Source organism: Pandoraea aquatica (assembly GCF_902459565.1).
Taxonomy (GTDB): domain Bacteria; phylum Pseudomonadota; class Gammaproteobacteria; order Burkholderiales; family Burkholderiaceae; genus Pandoraea; species Pandoraea aquatica.
On the sequence record NZ_CABPSN010000011.1, the window covers coordinates 47,270 to 61,689 of the forward strand.

The 14,420-nt window shown below is 58.7% G+C and carries 25 protein-coding genes; all 25 read left to right on the forward strand.

Annotation, left to right across the window (positions count from 1 at the left end):
- The first annotated feature begins 199 nt into the window (after window positions 1-199).
- The 25 genes from rpsL to rplO all read left to right on the forward strand — a co-directional run bounded on the left by rpsL (window position 200) and on the right by rplO (window position 14,400).
- Window positions 200-574, forward strand: a complete 375-nt coding sequence (gene rpsL / locus PAQ31011_RS24605; RefSeq protein WP_010804142.1) for a 30S ribosomal protein S12 — start codon at window positions 200-202, stop codon at window positions 572-574.
- Between the two features lie 126 nt (window positions 575-700).
- A complete protein-coding gene (gene rpsG / locus PAQ31011_RS24610; RefSeq protein WP_023593821.1) occupies window positions 701-1,171 on the forward strand; it encodes a 30S ribosomal protein S7 in 471 nt (156 codons plus the stop codon).
- A gap of 117 nt (window positions 1,172-1,288) precedes the next feature.
- Window positions 1,289-3,391, forward strand: coding sequence for an elongation factor G (gene fusA, locus PAQ31011_RS24615; RefSeq protein ID WP_150578291.1), 2,103 nt, complete (start codon window positions 1,289-1,291; stop codon window positions 3,389-3,391).
- Between the two features lie 82 nt (window positions 3,392-3,473).
- Window positions 3,474-4,682 (forward strand): elongation factor Tu, encoded by a 1,209-nt coding sequence (tuf, locus tag PAQ31011_RS24620; protein ID WP_150578292.1) that lies wholly within the window; start codon window positions 3,474-3,476, stop codon window positions 4,680-4,682.
- Between the two features lie 113 nt (window positions 4,683-4,795).
- Complete coding sequence (gene rpsJ / locus PAQ31011_RS24625; RefSeq protein WP_010804138.1) at window positions 4,796-5,107, forward strand: 30S ribosomal protein S10; 312 nt, start codon at window positions 4,796-4,798, stop codon at window positions 5,105-5,107.
- A gap of 206 nt (window positions 5,108-5,313) precedes the next feature.
- Window positions 5,314-5,970: a 50S ribosomal protein L3 gene (gene rplC / locus PAQ31011_RS24630; RefSeq protein WP_039401616.1), complete on the forward strand. Its 657-nt coding sequence runs from the start codon at window positions 5,314-5,316 to the stop codon at window positions 5,968-5,970.
- A gap of 2 nt (window positions 5,971-5,972) precedes the next feature.
- Window positions 5,973-6,593 (forward strand): 50S ribosomal protein L4, encoded by a 621-nt coding sequence (gene rplD, locus PAQ31011_RS24635; RefSeq protein WP_010804136.1) that lies wholly within the window; start codon window positions 5,973-5,975, stop codon window positions 6,591-6,593.
- Entirely contained in the window at window positions 6,590-6,904 is a 315-nt protein-coding gene (gene rplW / locus PAQ31011_RS24640; protein WP_010804135.1) for a 50S ribosomal protein L23, read from the forward strand. Before rplD ends, rplW begins: the two co-directional genes overlap by 4 nt.
- 2 nt (window positions 6,905-6,906) lie before the next feature.
- On the forward strand, window positions 6,907-7,734 hold the full coding sequence (gene rplB / locus PAQ31011_RS24645; protein ID WP_150578293.1) for a 50S ribosomal protein L2: 828 nt from the start codon (window positions 6,907-6,909) through the stop codon (window positions 7,732-7,734).
- Window positions 7,735-7,747: 13 nt separating this feature from the next.
- Window positions 7,748-8,023 (forward strand): 30S ribosomal protein S19, encoded by a 276-nt coding sequence (rpsS, locus tag PAQ31011_RS24650; RefSeq protein ID WP_010804133.1) that lies wholly within the window; start codon window positions 7,748-7,750, stop codon window positions 8,021-8,023.
- 10 nt (window positions 8,024-8,033) lie between these two features.
- A complete protein-coding gene (gene rplV / locus PAQ31011_RS24655; RefSeq protein WP_039393726.1) occupies window positions 8,034-8,363 on the forward strand; it encodes a 50S ribosomal protein L22 in 330 nt (109 codons plus the stop codon).
- Between the two features lie 9 nt (window positions 8,364-8,372).
- Complete coding sequence (gene rpsC, locus PAQ31011_RS24660) at window positions 8,373-9,176, forward strand: 30S ribosomal protein S3 (RefSeq protein WP_039393724.1); 804 nt, start codon at window positions 8,373-8,375, stop codon at window positions 9,174-9,176.
- Between the two features lie 2 nt (window positions 9,177-9,178).
- Window positions 9,179-9,595: a 50S ribosomal protein L16 gene (gene rplP, locus PAQ31011_RS24665; protein ID WP_010804130.1), complete on the forward strand. Its 417-nt coding sequence runs from the start codon at window positions 9,179-9,181 to the stop codon at window positions 9,593-9,595.
- 14 nt (window positions 9,596-9,609) lie between these two features.
- Window positions 9,610-9,804 carry a 50S ribosomal protein L29 gene (rpmC, locus tag PAQ31011_RS24670; RefSeq protein ID WP_010804129.1) on the forward strand — a complete coding sequence of 65 codons (195 nt, stop codon included), beginning with the start codon at window positions 9,610-9,612 and terminating at the stop codon, window positions 9,802-9,804.
- Window positions 9,801-10,073: a 30S ribosomal protein S17 gene (gene rpsQ, locus PAQ31011_RS24675; protein ID WP_039393722.1), complete on the forward strand. Its 273-nt coding sequence runs from the start codon at window positions 9,801-9,803 to the stop codon at window positions 10,071-10,073. Before rpmC ends, rpsQ begins: the two co-directional genes overlap by 4 nt.
- A 265-nt stretch (window positions 10,074-10,338) precedes the next feature.
- Complete coding sequence (gene rplN / locus PAQ31011_RS24680; protein ID WP_010804127.1) at window positions 10,339-10,707, forward strand: 50S ribosomal protein L14; 369 nt, start codon at window positions 10,339-10,341, stop codon at window positions 10,705-10,707.
- An 11-nt stretch (window positions 10,708-10,718) separates the two neighbouring features.
- A complete protein-coding gene (gene rplX, locus PAQ31011_RS24685) occupies window positions 10,719-11,027 on the forward strand; it encodes a 50S ribosomal protein L24 (protein WP_023593828.1) in 309 nt (102 codons plus the stop codon).
- A 13-nt stretch (window positions 11,028-11,040) separates the two neighbouring features.
- On the forward strand, window positions 11,041-11,580 hold the full coding sequence (gene rplE / locus PAQ31011_RS24690) for a 50S ribosomal protein L5 (RefSeq protein WP_023593829.1): 540 nt from the start codon (window positions 11,041-11,043) through the stop codon (window positions 11,578-11,580).
- A gap of 7 nt (window positions 11,581-11,587) precedes the next feature.
- On the forward strand, window positions 11,588-11,893 hold the full coding sequence (gene rpsN / locus PAQ31011_RS24695) for a 30S ribosomal protein S14 (protein ID WP_039393717.1): 306 nt from the start codon (window positions 11,588-11,590) through the stop codon (window positions 11,891-11,893).
- 13 nt (window positions 11,894-11,906) lie between these two features.
- Window positions 11,907-12,302 carry a 30S ribosomal protein S8 gene (gene rpsH / locus PAQ31011_RS24700; RefSeq protein ID WP_010804123.1) on the forward strand — a complete coding sequence of 132 codons (396 nt, stop codon included), beginning with the start codon at window positions 11,907-11,909 and terminating at the stop codon, window positions 12,300-12,302.
- A 15-nt stretch (window positions 12,303-12,317) separates the two neighbouring features.
- Window positions 12,318-12,851 carry a 50S ribosomal protein L6 gene (gene rplF, locus PAQ31011_RS24705; RefSeq protein WP_150578294.1) on the forward strand — a complete coding sequence of 178 codons (534 nt, stop codon included), beginning with the start codon at window positions 12,318-12,320 and terminating at the stop codon, window positions 12,849-12,851.
- Between the two features lie 11 nt (window positions 12,852-12,862).
- Window positions 12,863-13,228 (forward strand): 50S ribosomal protein L18, encoded by a 366-nt coding sequence (gene rplR / locus PAQ31011_RS24710; RefSeq protein ID WP_039393713.1) that lies wholly within the window; start codon window positions 12,863-12,865, stop codon window positions 13,226-13,228.
- Window positions 13,229-13,241: 13 nt separating this feature from the next.
- On the forward strand, window positions 13,242-13,760 hold the full coding sequence (gene rpsE / locus PAQ31011_RS24715) for a 30S ribosomal protein S5 (RefSeq protein ID WP_039393711.1): 519 nt from the start codon (window positions 13,242-13,244) through the stop codon (window positions 13,758-13,760).
- A gap of 11 nt (window positions 13,761-13,771) precedes the next feature.
- Complete coding sequence (rpmD, locus tag PAQ31011_RS24720) at window positions 13,772-13,954, forward strand: 50S ribosomal protein L30 (protein ID WP_010804119.1); 183 nt, start codon at window positions 13,772-13,774, stop codon at window positions 13,952-13,954.
- Window positions 13,955-13,965: 11 nt separating this feature from the next.
- Window positions 13,966-14,400 carry a 50S ribosomal protein L15 gene (gene rplO, locus PAQ31011_RS24725; protein WP_039393709.1) on the forward strand — a complete coding sequence of 145 codons (435 nt, stop codon included), beginning with the start codon at window positions 13,966-13,968 and terminating at the stop codon, window positions 14,398-14,400.
- Window positions 14,401-14,420: the final 20 nt, after the last annotated feature.

Sequence of the window (14,420 nt, forward strand, 5' to 3'; positions counted from 1 at the left end):
GTGCGTTGACACTTGCCAATAGCGGGGGTATAGTCGCAGGCTCCGGTTTTTCCGGCGGCATGCCCGTGCCTAATGCAAAGTGCTTATGCATCAAGCGTTTAGATGCGGACTATCCGCAGGAGCAGCCGGGGAGTACGCAGTAAAGTCGCATGACAGCCCGCCTTGGCTTTCATGCTTTTGACACGTTTAGGAAATCACAATGCCAACGATTAACCAATTGGTCCGCAAGCCGCGCACCTCTGCTCAAATCAAGAGCAAGAGCCCGGCCCTGCAGGACTGCCCGCAGCGTCGCGGCGTGTGCACCCGTGTGTACACCACGACGCCGAAGAAGCCGAACTCCGCACTGCGTAAGGTTGCCAAGGTGCGCCTGACGAACGGTTTCGAAGTCATTTCGTACATCGGCGGTGAAGGCCACAACCTGCAGGAACACTCGGTCGTGCTGATTCGCGGCGGTCGTGTGAAGGACTTGCCGGGTGTGCGTTACCACATGGTGCGCGGTAGCCTCGACACGCAAGGCGTCAAGGACCGTAAGCAAGCCCGTTCGAAGTACGGCGCGAAGCGTCCGAAGGCCTAAGCGGCTTAGCGGATATACGTTCGGTGATGGTGGTACATCGTCACTGAGTAAGTGGTCACTCGGCCAAAGAATGGCTAGTAGGTGGCCTGGAGCGCTGCTCCAACTGAATTGATTAAGGAAGAAATCATGCCGCGTCGTCGCGAAGTCCCCAAGCGCGAAGTGTTGCCCGATCCGAAGTTCGGCAACGTTGAAGTCGCTAAATTCATGAACGTGCTCATGCTTGCCGGCAAGAAGTCGGTTGCAGAGCGCATCGTTTATGGTGCTTTCGAGCAGATCCAAACCAAGGCGGGCAAGGATCCGCTGGAAGTCTTCAACACGGCTCTCGGTAACGTGAAGCCCGTGGTTGAAGTCAAGAGCCGCCGTGTTGGCGGTGCAAACTATCAAGTTCCGGTCGAAGTGCGTCCGTCGCGTCGTATGGCATTGGCGATGCGTTGGTTGCGTGAGGCCGCGAAGAAGCGTAGCGAGAAGTCGATGGCCCTGCGCCTGGCTGGTGAGCTGATTGAAGCCTCGGAAGGTCGTGGCGGCGCCATGAAGAAGCGTGACGAAGTTCACCGCATGGCTGAAGCCAACAAGGCCTTCTCGCACTTCCGCTTCTGACGCTGGCAAGCAGTACCTAGAGCAGAAACCGGGGCGGGTGCGCATGAGAAATTGCGCCTCGCCCGTTTGTGTTAGTAGCCCCCTCAAAAATGGCGGCTACATTGAAAGAGGCTTAAAGTGGCTCGTACAACCCCTATCGAGCGCTACCGCAACATCGGTATTAGCGCTCACATCGACGCAGGTAAAACCACGACGACCGAGCGCATTTTGTTCTACACCGGTGTGAACCACAAAATCGGTGAAGTGCACGATGGCGCGGCGACGATGGACTGGATGGAGCAGGAACAAGAGCGTGGCATTACGATTACGTCGGCTGCCACGACCTGCTTCTGGTCCGGCATGGCCAACAACTATCAAAAGCACCGCATCAACATCATCGACACCCCGGGTCACGTCGACTTCACGATTGAAGTCGAGCGCTCGATGCGTGTTCTCGATGGCGCGTGCATGGTGTATTGCGCCGTGGGTGGCGTGCAGCCCCAGTCGGAAACCGTGTGGCGTCAGGCCAACAAGTACGGCGTGCCGCGTCTGGCGTTCGTCAACAAGATGGACCGTACCGGCGCGAACTTCTTCAAGGTCTACGACCAACTGAAGAACCGCCTGAAGGCCAACCCGGTGCCGGTGGTGGTGCCGATCGGCGCTGAAGAAAACTTCAAGGGCGTGGTCGACCTCATCAAGATGAAGGCGATCATTTGGGACGAAGCGTCGCAAGGCATGAAGTTCGACTACGTCGACATTCCGGCCGAGCTGCAAGCGGAAGCCCAAAAGTGGCGCGAAGGCATGGTCGAGGCCGCTGCCGAGTCGAGCGAAGAGATGATGAACAAGTACCTCGAAGAGGGCGACCTCTCCGAAGCTGACATCATCGAAGGCATTCGTCTGCGTACCATCGCTTGCGAAATCCAGCCGATGCTGTGCGGTACCGCGTTCAAGAACAAGGGTGTGCAGCGTATGCTGGACGCCGTGATCGACTTCCTGCCGTCGCCGGTCGACATTCCGCCGGTCAAGGGCACGGATGAAAAGGAACAGCCGACGGAGCGTCGCGCTTCGGACGACGAGAAGTTCTCGTCGCTGGCGTTCAAGATCATGACGGACCCGTTCGTTGGCCAGCTGATCTTCTTCCGCGTCTACTCGGGCGTTGTGAACAAGGGCGACACGCTGCTGAACTCGGTCAAGGGCAAGAAGGAACGCCTGGGCCGTATCGTGCAGATGCACGCGAACCAGCGTGAAGAAATCGACGAAGTGCGCGCTGGCGACATCGCCGCTGCTGTCGGCCTGAAGGATGCAACGACGGGTGACACGCTGTGCGATCCGTCGGCACCGATCGTGCTCGAGCGCATGGTGTTCCCGGAGCCGGTGATTTCGCAGGCTGTCGAGCCGAAGACCAAGGTCGACCAGGAAAAGATGGGCCTCGCCCTGAACCGCCTGGCGCAGGAAGACCCGTCGTTCCGCGTGCAGACCGATGAAGAATCGGGTCAGACCATCATTTCGGGTATGGGCGAGCTCCACCTCGAAATTCTGGTCGATCGCATGAAGCGCGAATTCGGCGTGGAAGCCAACATCGGCGCTCCGCAGGTTGCCTACCGCGAAACCATTCGCGCGACGGCTGCCGACGTGGAAGGCAAGTTCGTCAAGCAGTCGGGCGGTCGTGGTCAGTTCGGTCACGCTGTCATTACGCTTGAGCCGAGCGAGCAAGGCGCTGGTTACAAGTTCTTCGACGAAATCAAGGGTGGTGTGATTCCGCGTGAATACATTCCGGCCGTTGATAAGGGTATCCAGGACACGCTCAAGAGCGGTGTGTTGGCTGGCTTCCCGGTCGTCGACGTGACGGTCCACCTGACGTTCGGTTCGTACCACGATGTGGACTCGAACGAAAACGCGTTCCGTATGGCTGGTTCGATGGCTTTCAAGGAAGCTATGCGCCGTGCCAAGCCGGTCATCCTCGAGCCGATGATGGCCGTGGAAGTGGAAACGCCGGAAGACTACATGGGTAACGTGATGGGCGACTTGTCGAGCCGTCGCGGCATTATCCAGGGCATGGACGACATGGTCGGCGGCGGCAAGATCGTGCGCGCTGAAGTTCCGCTGTCGGAAATGTTCGGCTACTCGACGTCGCTGCGTTCGGCTACGCAAGGCCGCGCCACGTACACGATGGAGTTCAAGCACTACGCTGAAGCTCCGAAGAACGTGAGCGAAGCCATCATCAGCAACAAGAGCAAGTAATTCATTTGTAGGGTGACCGCATCATCCGGTGCGGCACCCGACACACTGTTTAATCGTCTATTCAGTATCTGAGGATTCGGAAATGGCAAAGGAAAAATTCGAGCGGACTAAGCCGCACGTGAACGTCGGTACCATTGGCCACGTTGACCACGGCAAGACCACCCTGACGGCTGCTATCGCAACGGTTCTGTCGGCCAAGTTCGGCGGCGAAGCGAAGAAGTACGACGAAATCGACGCGGCGCCGGAAGAAAAGGCACGTGGTATCACGATCAACACGGCTCACATCGAGTACGAAACGGCTGCGCGTCACTACGCACACGTTGACTGCCCGGGCCACGCCGACTACGTCAAGAACATGATTACCGGTGCTGCCCAGATGGACGGCGCTATCCTGGTTTGCTCGGCTGCTGACGGCCCGATGCCGCAAACGCGTGAGCACATCCTGCTCGCCCGTCAGGTCGGTGTGCCGTACATCATCGTGTTCCTGAACAAGTGCGACATGGTCGACGACGCCGAGCTGCTCGAGCTGGTCGAAATGGAAGTGCGCGAGCTTCTCTCGAAGTACGACTTCCCGGGCGACGACACCCCGATCATCAAGGGTTCGGCCAAGCTGGCGCTGGAAGGCGACAAGGGCGAACTGGGCGAAGTGGCCATCATGAACCTGGCCGACGCTCTGGACACGTACATCCCGACGCCGGAGCGCGCTGTTGACAAGCCGTTCCTGATGCCGGTGGAAGACGTGTTCTCGATCTCGGGTCGTGGCACGGTGGTGACGGGTCGTATCGAGTCGGGCCTGGTCAAGGTCGGCGAAGAAATCGAAATCGTCGGTATCAAGACGGACGGCGGCAAGCCGGTCATCGACAAGACGACCTGCACGGGCGTTGAAATGTTCCGCAAGCTGCTCGACCAAGGTCAAGCAGGCGACAACGTTGGTCTGCTGCTGCGCGGCACGAAGCGTGAAGACGTCCAGCGTGGTCAAGTTCTGGCCAAGCCGGGCTCGATCAAGCCGCACACGGACTTCACGGCTGAAGTGTACGTGCTGTCGAAGGACGAAGGCGGCCGTCACACGCCGTTCTTCAACAACTACCGTCCGCAGTTCTACTTCCGTACGACGGACGTGACGGGCTCGATCAGCCTGCCGGCCGACAAGGAAATGGTTATGCCGGGCGACAACGTGTCGATCACCGTCAAGCTGATCGCTCCGATCGCCATGACCGAAGGTCTGCGCTTCGCAATTCGCGAAGGTGGCCGTACGGTTGGCTCGGGCGTCGTTGCCAAGATCGTCGCCTAATAGCGGATTGAACGACGGTGCGGGGTTTCGGCCCCCATCGTCGTGATTCTGTTTGCTCTTTGTGATTTACCCGGCGCCCGAACGAGGGTTGCCATGCTCTTTGGAGAAATTCCATGCAGAACCAAAAGATCCGTATCCGCCTGAAGGCTTTCGACTACCGCCTGATCGACCAGTCGGCTGCCGAAATCGTTGAAACCGCCAAGCGCACTGGCGCAATCGTCAAGGGCCCGGTGCCCCTGCCGACGCGTATCGAGCGTTTCGACATCCTGCGTTCGCCGCACGTCAACAAGACGTCGCGCGACCAGCTCGAAATCCGCACGCACCAACGCCTGATGGACATCGTCGATCCGACGGACAAGACGGTTGACGCGCTGATGAAGCTCGATCTGCCGGCTGGCGTCGACGTCGAAATCAAGCTGCAGTAAGGCTTGAGAGCGATTTCGCTCTTGAAAGCCCCGCAAATGCTGGACCCGGCGGGGCTTTTGTTATGTGATTTAGCAACACTTGTCAAGCGATAAAAGTCCGCATATAATGGCGGGCTCAAGTGTAGTTTTGAAAAGATGGCCCACATCCGTGGACCATCCTTTTGTCATTTAGCCCCGGCCAATCGCAGTCGGGAATGGAGAAAATCATGAGCCTTGGCCTTGTCGGTCGCAAGGTTGGCATGACGCGTATTTTCACGGACGACGGCGATTCGATTCCCGTCACCGTGCTCGACGTGTCTAACAACCGTGTGACGCAAATCAAGACGGATGAAACGGACGGCTATACCGCCGTTCAAGTCACTTTCGGCAATCGTCGCGCTTCGCGCGTGACCAAAGCCGCCGCCGGTCACTATGCGAAAGCTGGTGTCGAAGCCGGTGAAATCCTCAAGGAATTCCGCATCGATGCTGCCAAAGCTGCTGAACTGCAGCCGGGCGCAGCCGTTGGTGTCGATCTGTTCCAGGTAGGCCAGAAGGTCGACGTGCAAGGCGTGTCGATCGGTAAGGGCTACGCAGGTACCATCAAGCGTTACAACTTCGCTTCGGGCCGCGCATCGCACGGTAACTCGCGTTCGCACAACGTGCCGGGTTCGATCGGTATGGCGCAGGATCCGGGCCGTGTGTTCCCGGGTAAGCGCATGACGGGTCACCTGGGTGACGTCACGACGACGGTACAGAATCTCGAAATCGCGCGCATTGACGCTGAACGTGGCCTGATCTTCGTGAAGGGTGCCGTTCCGGGCGCCAACGAAGGCAAGGTTTTCGTGACCTCGGCAGTCAAGGCCAAACTCGCGAAGGGAGCGTAACAATGGAACTGAAGCTCCTGAATGAGCAAGGTCAGGAAGGCGCTGCTGTCAACGCGTCGGACGTCGTGTTCGGCCGTGACTACAACGAAGCGCTGATCCATCAGGTTGTGGTGGCTTATCAAGCCAACGCCCGCAGCGGCAATCGTGCGCAGAAGGACCGTGAACAGGTCAAGCACACGACGAAGAAGCCGTGGCGTCAGAAGGGTACGGGCCGCGCTCGTGCCGGTATGTCGTCGAGCCCGCTGTGGCGCGGCGGTGGCCGTATCTTCCCGAATTCGCCGGAAGAGAACTTCACCCACAAGGTCAACAAGAAGATGTACCGCGCCGGTGTGTGCTCGATTCTGTCGCAGCTCGCCCGTGAAGGTCGTCTGTCGGTGGTCGAGGACATCAAGCTGGATGCGCCGAAGACCAAACTGCTCGCTGAAAAGATCAAGGCCATGGGTCTTGAGTCGGTGCTGCTGATCACGGATAGCGTGGACGAGAACCTGTTCCTGGCCTCGCGCAATCTGGCTCACGTTGCCGTCACCGAGCCGCGTTTCGCCGACCCGCTGTCGCTCATCTACTTCAAGAAGGTGCTGCTGACGAAGGGCGCGATCGCCAAGATTGAGGAGATGCTGTCATGAGCGACGTGCGTAAAAACGACCATCGTCTGTACCAGGTCTTGCTCGCGCCGGTGATCTCCGAAAAGGCGACGCTGGTGGCTGACAAGAATGAACAAGTGGTGTTCCAAGTTGCACGCGACGCGAACAAGCAAGAAGTGAAGGCTGCTGTTGAGCTTCTCTTCAAGGTTGAAGTCGAGTCGGTGCAAATCCTGAACCGTAAGGGCAAGCAAAAGCGCTTTGGCCGCTTCATGGGTCGTCGCGACCACGAGAAGAAGGCTTACGTGAGCTTGAAGCCGGGCCAGGAAATCAATTTTGAAGCGGAGGCCAAGTAATCATGGCACTCGTCAAAACGAAACCGACGTCGCCGGGCCGCCGTTCGCTGGTCAAGGTCGTCAACAAGGATCTGCATAAGGGCAAGCCGTTCGCCCCGTTGCTCGATACCAAGAGCAAGACCGCTGGCCGTAACAACAACGGTCACATCACCACCCGTCACATGGGTGGCGGTCACAAGCAGCACTACCGTATCGTCGATTTCCGTCGCAACAAGGACGGCATCACGGCGAAGGTTGAGCGTCTTGAGTACGATCCGAACCGCAGCGCGAACATCGCACTGCTTTGCTACGCCGACGGCGAGCGTCGTTACATTCTTGCTCCGAAGGGTCTGACCGTCGGCCAGCAAGTGGTGAGCGGCTCCGAAGCCCCGATCAAGGCTGGCAATGCACTGCCGATCCGCAACATTCCGGTCGGTACCACGATTCACGGCATCGAACTGCTGCCGGGTAAGGGCGCACAAATCGCCCGTGCCGCTGGTACGTCGGCAATGCTGCTGGCTCGTGAAGGCACGTACGCTCAAGTGCGTCTGCGTTCGGGCGAAGTCCGTCGCGTGCACATCGAGTGCCGCGCCACCATCGGTGAAGTCGGCAACGAAGAGCACAGCCTGCGCCAATTGGGCAAGGCCGGTGCCAAGCGTTGGCGCGGTATTCGCCCGACCGTTCGCGGTGTGGCGATGAACCCGGTGGATCACCCGCACGGTGGTGGTGAAGGTCGTACGGCAGCTGGTCGTCATCCGGTCAGCCCGTGGGGTCAGCATACCAAGGGTAAGCGTACCCGTTCGACCAAGCGCACCGACAGCATGATCGTTCAGCGTCGCAAGAAGCGCTAATTGGAGCTAGCAAATGACTCGTTCTGTTAAAAAAGGTCCGTTTTGCGACGCTCATCTGCTGAAGAAAGTGGAAGCGGCAGCTGCATCGCGTGACAAGAAGCCGATCAAGACCTGGTCGCGTCGTTCGACCGTCCTGCCCGATTTCATCGGCCTGACGATCGCTGTACACAATGGCCGTCAACACGTGCCGGTGTACGTGACGGAAAACATGGTCGGCCACAAGCTGGGTGAGTTCGCACTTACCCGTACCTTCAAGGGCCATGCGGCCGACAAGAAGGCGAAGAAATAAGGGGCCGATCATGGAAGTGAAAGCAATTCACCGCGGTGCCCGTATCTCGGCGCAGAAGACGCGTCTGGTCGCTGACCAGATTCGCGGCCTGCCGCTGGAGCGTGCGCTGAATGTACTGACCTTCTCGCCGAAGAAGGCCGCGGTCATCATCAAGAAGGTGCTGGAGTCGGCTATCGCCAACGCCGAGCACAATGAAGGTGCTGACATCGACGAACTGCGCGTTAAGGGCATCTTCGTTGACAAGGCGACCTCGCTCAAGCGTTTCACCGCGCGCGCTAAGGGCCGTGGTAACCGCATCGAGAAGCAAACCTGTCACATCACTGTGACGCTGGGCAACTAAGGGGTCACGATGGGACAGAAAATTCATCCGACTGGCTTCCGTCTGGCTGTCAGCCGTAACTGGGCGTCGCGTTGGTACGCGAACAACCAGGATTTCGCGAAAATGCTGCAGGAAGATATCGGCGTTCGTGATTACCTGAAGAAGAAGCTGAAGAACGCTTCGGTTGGCCGCGTGGTCATCGAGCGTCCGGCCAAGAATGCTCGCATCACGATTTTCAGCTCGCGTCCGGGCGTTGTGATCGGCAAGAAGGGCGAGGACATCGAAATCCTCAAGGCTGAACTGCAAAAGCGCATGGGCGTGCCCGTGCACGTGAACATCGAAGAAATCCGCAAGCCGGAAACCGATGCGCAGCTGATCGCCGATTCGATCGCTCAGCAGCTTGAGCGCCGTATCATGTTCCGTCGCGCAATGAAGCGCGCGATGCAGAACGCGATGCGTCTGGGTGCCCAAGGCATCAAGATCATGAGCGCTGGCCGTCTGAACGGTATCGAAATCGCCCGTACCGAGTGGTACCGCGAAGGCCGTGTGCCCCTGCACACCCTGCGCGCTGACATCGACTACGCAACCTCGGAAGCGAAGACGACGTACGGCATCATCGGTATCAAGGTGTGGGTCTACAAGGGTGACACGCTGGGCCGCAACGACGCTCCGGTGGCTGAAGAGCCGGCCGAAGAAAAGCGTCCGCGCCGCAATGCGCGTCCGGGCGACCGTCGCCCCCGTCGTGACGATGCTGGCGACAAGGCCGGTGCGAAGCGCGGTGGTGCACGCCGTCCGGCTGGCAAGCCTGAAGGCGACGCCAAGACTGGAGAATAATCATGCTGCAACCGAAACGCAGAAAGTATCGCAAAGAGCAGAAAGGCCGTAACACTGGCGTCGCCACCCGTGGCAACGAAGTGTCGTTCGGCGAATTCGGCCTGAAGGCGGTCGGTCGTGGTCGTCTGACGGCTCGTCAAATCGAAGCTGCTCGTCGTGCTATGACCCGCCACATCAAGCGTGGTGGCCGTATCTGGATCCGTATCTTCCCGGACAAGCCGATCTCGCAAAAGCCGGCAGAAGTGCGTATGGGTAACGGTAAGGGTAACCCTGAGTACTACGTCGCTGAGATTCAGCCGGGCAAGATGCTGTACGAAATGGACGGTGTGGATGAAGCGCTGGCGCGCGAGGCGTTCCGCCTGGCTGCTGCCAAGCTGCCGATTCAGACGACGTTCTTCGTCCGTCGCCTTGGCGCCTGAAGGGAGAATTTGAAATGAAAGCATCCGAACTTCGTGCCAAGGATGTCGACGGCCTGAACAAGGAACTGTCGGATCTGTTGAAGGCCCAATTCGGTCTTCGCATGCAAGCGGGCACCCAACAGCTGAGCAACACCAGCCAGCTGAAGAAGGTGCGCAAGGACATCGCGCGTGTGCGTACCGTGTTGACTGAGAAGGCGAGCCAGAAATGAACGATACCGCTAAGACTTCGCTGAAGCGCACCCTCGTTGGTCGCGTTGTCAGCGATAAGATGGACAAGACGGTTACCGTGCTGATCGAGCGTCAAATGAAGCACCCGCTCTACGGCAAGTACATCGTGCGCTCGAAGAAGTACCACGCGCACGACGAAACCAACCAGTACAAGGAAGGCGACCTGGTCGAGATTCAAGAATCCCGTCCGCTGTCGAAGACCAAGGCCTGGACGGTTGCCCGTCTCGTGGAAGCTGCCCGTATCATCTAAGGCAGTCTGAAGCGAAGGCTTGACTTGCAAGTCCGGAATTATCGATGTATAATTCCGGACTTTCCGCTTCTTTCGCCAAAACCGGTCTTTGGTTTCGCAAGGGAGTGGATGGCTTCCGAAGCCGACTCGTATCCTCTACGGGTCTGGACGAGGTAGCAAGGTTGTCCACTTTTGAACGACTCAACCCAAACGGCACCCTTTGGTGCTGACGGGGACCAAGACTGACCGACGCCTAGGTGTCGGATTAAGTTGGGAAGATAACACCATGATTCAAACTGAAACCCGGCTCGAAGTAGCCGACAACACCGGTGCGCGCGAAGTGATGTGCATCAAGGTGCTGGGCGGCTCCAAGCGTCGCTACGCCGGCATTGGCGACATCATCAAGGTCAGCGTGAAGGATGCTGCCCCGCGTGGTCGCGTCAAGAAGGGCGAAATCTACAACGCAGTGGTCGTGCGCACCGCCAAGGGCGTGCGTCGCCAGGACGGCTCGCTGGTCAAATTCGACGGCAACGCCGCCGTGCTGCTTAACACCAAGCTCGAGCCGATCGGCACCCGTATCTTCGGGCCGGTTACGCGTGAACTGCGTACCGAACGCTTCATGAAGATCGTGTCGCTGGCCCCGGAAGTGCTGTAAGGAGCCGACACATGAACAAGATTCGCAAGGGTGACCAAGTCATCGTTCTGACGGGTAAGGACAAGGCCAAGCGTGGCACGGTTCTGGCCGTTGATGGTGACAAGCTGGTCGTCGAAGGCGTGAACGTCGCCAAGAAGCACGTCAAGCCGAACCCGATGAAGGGTACGCAAGGTGGCGTGGTCGACAAGACGATGCCGATCCACGTTTCGAACGTGGCGCTGGTGGATGCCAATGGCAAGCCGTCGCGCGTGGGCATCAAGGTCGAAGACGGCAAGAAGGTCCGCTTCCTCAAGACGACCGGTGCGGTCGTCGGTGCCTAAGGGAGTATAGATAATGGCCCGTTTGCAAGAATTCTATAAGGACAAGATTGTCGCCGAGCTCACCAAGCAGTTCGGTTACAAGTCCGTGATGGAAGTGCCGCGCATCACCAAGATCACCCTGAACATGGGCCTTGGTCAAGCCGTCGCTGACAAGAAGATCATTGAGCACGCCGTTGGCGACCTGACGAAGATTGCCGGTCAAAAGCCGGTGGTGACGAAGGCTCGCAAGGCTATCGCCGGTTTCAAGATCCGCGAAGGTTACCCGATCGGTACGATGGTGACGCTGCGCGGTGAGCGTATGTTCGAATTCCTGGATCGTTTCATCACCGTGGCTCTGCCGCGCGTGCGTGACTTCCGTGGTATTTCGGGTCGTGCGTTCGACGGTCGTGGCAACTACAACATCGGTGTGAAAGAGCAGATCATTTTCCCCGAAATCGAATACGACAAAATCGACGCACTGCGTGGTCTGAACATCAGCATCACGACGACTGCGAAGACTGACGAAGAAGCCAAGGCTCTTCTGTCGGCGTTCAAATTCCCGTTCCGTAACTGAGGTAATCGTGGCTAAACTGGCACTTATCGAACGCGAAAAGAAGCGCGCCCGTCTGGCGGCGAAGTACGCTGGCAAGCGTGCTGACCTCAAAGCGATCATCGAAGACACCAGCAAGTCGGAAGACGAGCGTTATGAAGCACGTCTGGCGCTGCAACAGCTGCCGCGTAACGCCAACCCGACGCGTCAACGCAATCGTTGCGAGCTGACCGGTCGTCCGCGCGGCACGTTCCGCAAATTCGGCCTGGCCCGTAACAAGATCCGTGAAATCGCCTTCCGTGGCGAAATCCCGGGCGTGACCAAAGCAAGCTGGTAATAGGAGAAGCACCATGAGCATGAGCGATCCTATCGCCGATATGCTGACTCGCATCCGCAACGCTCAGATGGTTGAGAAGGCATCGGTGAAGATGCCCTCGTCCAAGCTGAAGGTCTCGATCGCCAAGGTCCTCAAGGACGAAGGCTACATCGAAGACTTCGCGGTTGAAGCAGAAGAAACCAAGCCGGTGCTGAACATCGCACTGAAGTACTACGCTGGCCGTCCGGTGATCGAGCGCCTCGAGCGCGTTTCGCGCCCGGGTCTGCGTGTGTACAAGAGCCGCAACGACATCCCGCAGGTCATGAATGGCCTGGGCGTTGCAATCGTCTCGACCCCGAAGGGCGTGATGACGGATCGCAAAGCACGCGCCACTGGCGTGGGCGGCGAAGTCATCTGCTACGTGGCCTAACCGAGGAGAGTTGAAATGTCTCGAGTAGGTAAGAGTCCCATTGCACTGCCGAAGGGCGTTGAAGCAACGCTGGCTGGCAATGTGCTGACGGTCAAGGGTGCCCTGGGTTCGCTGACCCGCGGCGTGAACGTCCTTGTGAACGTCAAGATTGAAGACGGCACCATCACCTTCGCCCCGGCCGACGAAAGCCGTGAAGCGAATGCGCTGTATGGTACGGAACGTGCACTGGTCAACAATATGGTGACCGGTGTGAGCAAGGGTTTCGAAAAGAAGCTGCAACTCGTTGGCGTGGGTTACCGTGCCAAGGCTGAAGGTAACAACCTGAAGCTCGAGCTGGGTTTCTCGCACGATGTTGTGCATGCCATGCCGGAAGGCGTGAAGGCAGAGACCCCCACGCAGACTGAGATCATCATCAAGGGCGTTGATAAGCAACGCATCGGACAAGTGGCTGCGGAAGTTCGCGGTTACCGTCCGCCCGAGCCCTACAAGGGTAAGGGTGTCCGCTATGCGGACGAGACGGTGATCCTCAAGGAAACCAAGAAGAAGTAAGGGTGCGAAACATGGACAAGAAACAATCACGTGTGCGCCGCGCTCGCCAGACTCGTATCAAGCTGGCAGCTCAGAAGGTGCATCGCCTTTCCGTGCATCGCACCAACGTGCACATTTACGCGCAAGTTTTCTCGGAAGACGGCACGCAAGTGCTGGCCAGCGCTTCGACGCTGGAAGCCGAAGTGCGCAAGGAACTGGGCGACAAGGAAGGCAAGGGTGGCAACGCTGCCGCTGCTGCGTTGATCGGTCGTCGTATCGCCGAAAAGGCGAAGGCTGCCGGCATCGAAAGCGTGTCTTTCGACCGCTCGGGCTTCCGCTATCACGGTCGCGTTAAGGCTCTCGCCGACGCAGCCCGTGAAGCCGGCCTCAAGTTCTAAGTAAGGATCCGTCATGGCAAAGATGCAAGCGAAAGTTCAGGCTGACGAACGCGACGACGGCCTTCGCGAGAAGATGATCGCGGTCAATCGTGTCACGAAGGTTGTGAAGGGTGGCCGTATTCTCGGTTTTGCCGCGTTGACCGTGGTTGGTGACGGCGATGGCCGCATCGGCATGGGCAAGGGCAAGGCGAAGGAAGTCCCGGTTGCCGTTCAAAAGGCAATGGAACAAGCCCGCCGCAATATGTTCAAGGTTGCTCTGAAGAACGGCACCCTTCAACACAACGTTCTCGGCCAGCATGGCGCCTCGCGCGTCCTGATGTCGCCGGCGAAGGACGGTACTGGCGTGATCGCCGGTGGCCCGATGCGCGCGGTGTTCGAGGTGATGGGCGTGACCAACGTGGTGACGAAGAGCCTTGGCTCGACGAACCCGTACAACCTGGTCCGCGCCACGCTCGACGGCCTGAAGAAACAATCGACTCCTGCTGACATCGCCGCTAAGCGTGGCAAGTCGGTGGAAGAGATCCTCGGCTAAGGGTGATCAATATGTCGCAGCAAACTGTGAAAGTTAAGCTGGTCAAGAGCCTGATCGGTACGCGCGAAGAACATCGCGCCACCGTGAAGGGCCTCGGCCTGCGTCGCCTCAATTCGGTCAGCGAGTTGCAGGATACGCCCGCTGTGCGGGGCATGATCAACAAGGTCTCGTACCTTGTGAAGATCGTCGACTGAGCGAGGGCAAAATGGAATTGAATTCGATTAAGCCGGCAGAAGGCGCCAAGCACGCCAAGCGCCGCGTCGGCCGTGGCATCGGTTCGGGTCTGGGTAAAACCGCCGGCCGTGGTCACAAGGGTCAGAAGTCGCGTTCGGGTGGCTTCCACAAGGTGGGCTTCGAAGGCGGTCAAATGCCGCTGCAACGTCGTCTGCCGAAGCGTGGTTTCAAGTCGCTGACGCGTCGTTTCGTGGGCGAAGTTCGCCTGTCGGACCTGAACAACCTGCCGGTCGACGAGATCGATCTGTTGGTTCTGAAGCAGGCCGGTCTGGTGAGCGAGCTGTCGCTTTCGGCCAAGATCATCGCCGCTGGCGAGATCACCCGCAAGGTCGTTGTGAAGGGTCTGGGCGTCACCAAGGGTGCGCTCACGGCAATTCAAGCGGCTGGCGGTTCGGTCGCAGAGTAAGTTAGGACACCCCGGAGCCA